3 protein-coding genes are annotated in these 3,307 nt (G+C 29.9%); all 3 read right to left on the bottom strand.

What is annotated here, in order from left to right; all coding sequences use genetic code 11:
* Positions 1-1,502, bottom strand: a 1,502-nt coding sequence (arfA, locus tag CLPUN_RS05590) for an arabinosylfuranosidase ArfA (protein WP_077846344.1), incomplete at its 3' end; no start/stop codon positions are given.
* Between the two features lie 58 nt (positions 1,503-1,560).
* Positions 1,561-2,454: a carbohydrate ABC transporter permease gene (locus CLPUN_RS05585; protein WP_077846343.1), complete on the bottom strand. Its 894-nt coding sequence runs from the start codon at positions 2,452-2,454 to the stop codon at positions 1,561-1,563.
* 1 nt (position 2,455) lies between these two features.
* Positions 2,456-3,307: carbohydrate ABC transporter permease (locus CLPUN_RS05580; RefSeq protein WP_143328983.1), on the bottom strand; the 852-nt coding region annotated here is incomplete at its 5' end.

The following is a 3,307-nucleotide window of genomic DNA, read 5'->3' as shown; positions in this document are numbered from 1 at the left end:
AAACGAATTACATTCCAAGATGCTTTTCCTAAAGATGAATTAATAATTCCGTCAGTTAATTCACTTCTATCTACATATTTTGGAGTAACAGCTTCACCATTTTTAGAATTTACTATTTTCATATCATCATGTTCTAATACAATATGTTCTATAATCTTATAATTTTCAAAACTTCTGACATCACAAGTTAATATAACGTCTTCTTTTAAATTACGGTTAACTGCAAAAATAGTAACTTCATCTTTATCTTCATTATATACTGCTATAGATTCAATATCAGTTACATCTGTAAAATCTATAGTATCATGTTTTGGTGAAGAAATCACTGGTTGAAGTGCAACTCCTCTACCATATTTTGAAGCATGTAAATATGGATAATATATTGTCTGCTTCCAAGCTGGTCCATTTTCTTCTGTCATAATCGGTGCAATTACATTAACTAATTGTGCTAAACAAGCCATTTTCACTCTATCTGAATGTTTCATTAAAATAATCAGCATTAATCCAACTAAAAGTGCATCTTCAAAATTATACACATCTTCTAAAAGTGCTGGTGCTTTTTGCCATGGATGATTTTTCATTATATCATCATCACTTTGATTAGAATGGAACCATACATTCCATTCATCAAAGCTTAAATTCATAGTTTTTTTACTACGTTTTTTAGCTTTAATATAGTCACAAGTAGCTGTAACTGTTTTAATAAAGTGTTCCATATCAACACTTTGTGCTAAGAAATTAGAAGTATCATTTAGTCTATTTCCATAATATTGATGAAGTGATACAAAATCAGCTATTTCATAAGTATGATCTAAGGTTGTTGCTTCCCACTCTGGGAAAGTTGGCATTGCTGTATTTGAACTTCCACATGAAACTAACTCAATATCTGGATCAATAAGCTTCATAGCTTTACCAGTTTCTAAAGCCAATCTCCCATATTCTTCAGAAGTTTTATGTCCTATTTGCCATGGTCCATCCATTTCATTTCCTAAACACCAGGTTTTTATTTTATGTGGTTTTTTAACACCGTGTTTTATTCTTAAATCACTATACTTTGTTCCACTAGTATGATTACAATATTCTAATAAATTACAAGCATCTGCAATCCCCCTTGTTCCAAGGTTAACTGCCATCATTACATCTGCTCCAACTTCTTGTGTCCATTTTGAGAATTCATTTAATCCAATTTCATTAGTTTCAAGACTTCGCCAAGCTAATTCCAATCTTTTTGGTCTTTCTTCTACAGGACCTACACTATCTTCCCAGAAAAAATTTGAAACAAAGTTTCCACCTGGATATCTTATAATAGGAACTTCTAATTCCTTTACAAGTTCAATTACATCTTTTCGGAAACCTTTTTCATCAGCTGACATATGATCAGGCTGATAAATCCCTCCATATACGGCTCTTCCTAAATGTTCAATAAAAGAACCATAGATTCTTTTATCTATTTCAGATATTTTAAAATCTTTATCTACTACCATTTTTGCTGTTTTTTGCATTGCATTTCATCTCCTCTATTTAGATTGAACCCTATTTTTCATTCCTTCATACAATTTATTAGCCTTTTACTGCCCCAGCTGTCATACCATCAACAAAATACTTTTGGAAGCACATGAATAATATAAATACTGGTAATATTGAAAAGAAAGAGCCAACAAACAATAAGTTGTAATTATTCCCATATGGTGTCAATAGAGTATTTAACCCTATTGGTAAAGTGAATTTTTCAGCACTCTTTAATACTAACATTGGCCATAATAAGTTATTCCAGCTACCCATAGTATTTAAAATTGCCATTGCTGCAAATGATGGTTTCATAATTGGTAAAATTAATCTAAAGAAAATACCATATTCTGATGATCCATCTATTCTACCTGCTTCAACAAGATCTCTAGGTATCCCTGATAAATATTGCCTAAAAAAGAATATAGTTGATGCATTTGCTATACTCGGCAAAATTATTCCTGTGTATGTATTTGTTAAATGCATGTTATTTATTTGGCTATAAAGAGGTAACATTAAGATTTCAAATGGCACCATCATAACAAATAATACACAAATAAATAAGAAGTTTTTTCCTTTAAAATCATACATTGCAAATCCATATGATACAAATGCACTAACAAACAATTGAAGAGCAACTTGTACTATTGTTAAAAATAAACTGTTAAAAAACCATGTAAAAAATCTACTACTCTCCACAGTAAATAAAAGTACATAATTTTTCACTGACATTTTAGCAAGATTAATTGATACATCCATACCATTTGCTATTACAGCACCACCATCTTTGAAAGTGGAAATTAAAAGTGTGTAAAAAGGTATTAGCACTACTATCGCTATAATTGCAAAGCATATAAATATTACTACTTTTATAGGTAAATTTTTCACATTAGTTTCTACATTTTTTGTACTTTTTTTACTTTTTCTATAACTCACATTACTTTGCATACTAATCCTCCTTATCAAACGTTCCATTTAATTTTAATTGTATTAAATTAATACTCATTCCAATAATAAATAATACTAAACCTACTGCTGATGCATATCCCATTGCATTTTTTTCAATACCTTGTCTATATAAATATCCTACGATTGTAAGACCTATATTGTTTGGTGAACTGTTATTTCCCCATACCATATAACTTTCTGTAAACATTGAAAGACCTGCATATACAGATATAGTAAGTACATAAATAGTTGTTGGTTTAAGTTGAGGTATTGTAACATATCTAAACTTTTGCCATGCATTTGCTCCATCAATATCTGCTGACTCATACAATTCTGCTGGAATATTTTTTAATCCTGATAAGAAATACAACATATTAACACCAGTCCATCGCCAGCATGCTAAAGCTAATAATACAACAAATCCTGTAGTACCATTTTTTAACCATTTAAATGGTTCCATCCCAAAGTTTGCAATAAATTGATTTGCCAATGAAGTAGCTTGCTCTCCAAATGCAAATCTAAAAACTATACCTGCTACTACTACTGATGTTAACGCTGGTAAATAAAATGCAGATTTAAAAAACTCTCTACCAATCATCAACTTGCTATTTATTATACATGCAAGTACCATTGGAATTGGAATAAGTAATACAAGTGTCAATACCATATATTTAAAACTATTCCAAACCGCAACTAAAAAAACCTTATCTCCTAGTAATTTAGTATAGTTTTGAATTCCTATAAATTTTCTTGAACCTGGCAATATATCTTGAAAACTCATTATTATTGTATTTATCATTGGAGAAATGAAAAAAAACAAAAATACAAGAATAAATGGCAATATGAATACATA

It is taken from the genome of Clostridium puniceum (assembly GCF_002006345.1).
Taxonomy (GTDB): domain Bacteria; phylum Bacillota; class Clostridia; order Clostridiales; family Clostridiaceae; genus Clostridium; species Clostridium puniceum.
The sequence above is the reverse complement of the archived record's forward strand: the minus strand, read 5'-3'. Positions and strand labels throughout refer to the sequence as shown.

Coding starts and splice junctions, on each gene's coding strand:
- CLPUN_RS05585 (WP_077846343.1), bottom strand. CDS start 2,454: ATGCAAAGTAATGTGAGTTATAGAAAAAGTAAAAAAAGTACAAAAAAT.